We start from the raw sequence: 605 nt of genomic DNA, 5'->3' as shown, positions 1-605 counted from the left end.
GTCGGGTTGGCGGCGTTGAGGGCGTTGAGGACCGAGGTGTAGGCGGCCTTCTTGTTGCCGCCGCCGTCGAAGAGCAGCGGGCTCTCGCTCGAGCGCCAGGAGTCGCTGTCGCGTACGCCCCACACGGTGATGCCGACGCAGCGGGGCACGTTCATGCAGGCCTGGGTGAGTCCGGCGTACTGCGACGTCGAGGCGTTGGTGACGTCGACCTCGGTCAGTGCCACGTCGACGCCGAGGGCGGCGAAGCTGGACAGCGTGGTCTGGAAGTTGCCGGGTAGTGAGCTGCCGCCGGTGAAGTGGGTCTGCAGCCCGACGCAGTCGATCGGCACGCCGCGGGATTTGAAGTCGCGGATCATGTTGTAGACGCCTTGGGTCTTGCCGTAGGACCAGTTCTCGATGTTGTAGTCGTTGTAGCAGAGTTTGACCGATGGGTCGGCGTTGCGGGCGGTGCGGAACGCGACCTCGATCCAGTCGTTGCCGGTGCCTTGCAGGTTCGACTGCCGGCGGCTGCCGTCCTCGTTGAAGGCCTCGTTGACGACGTCCCAGTAGGCGAGCTTGCCCTTGTAGTGCGCCATGACGCCGTTGATGTGGTCGATCATCGCCTG

Annotated in this window: 1 protein-coding gene; it reads right to left on the bottom strand. The window is 65.3% G+C overall.

The genetic code is table 11. The features are described 5' to 3' along the window. Positions 1-605, bottom strand: a 605-nt coding sequence (locus ABD901_RS58850; RefSeq protein WP_345145161.1) for an endo-1,4-beta-xylanase, incomplete at both ends; no start/stop codon positions are given.

Origin of the sequence: Dactylosporangium darangshiense, from assembly GCF_039537565.1 — a bacterium.
GTDB classification, from domain to species: Bacteria; Actinomycetota; Actinomycetes; order Mycobacteriales; family Micromonosporaceae; genus Dactylosporangium; species Dactylosporangium darangshiense.
The sequence above is the reverse complement of the archived record's forward strand: the minus strand, read 5'-3'. Positions and strand labels throughout refer to the sequence as shown.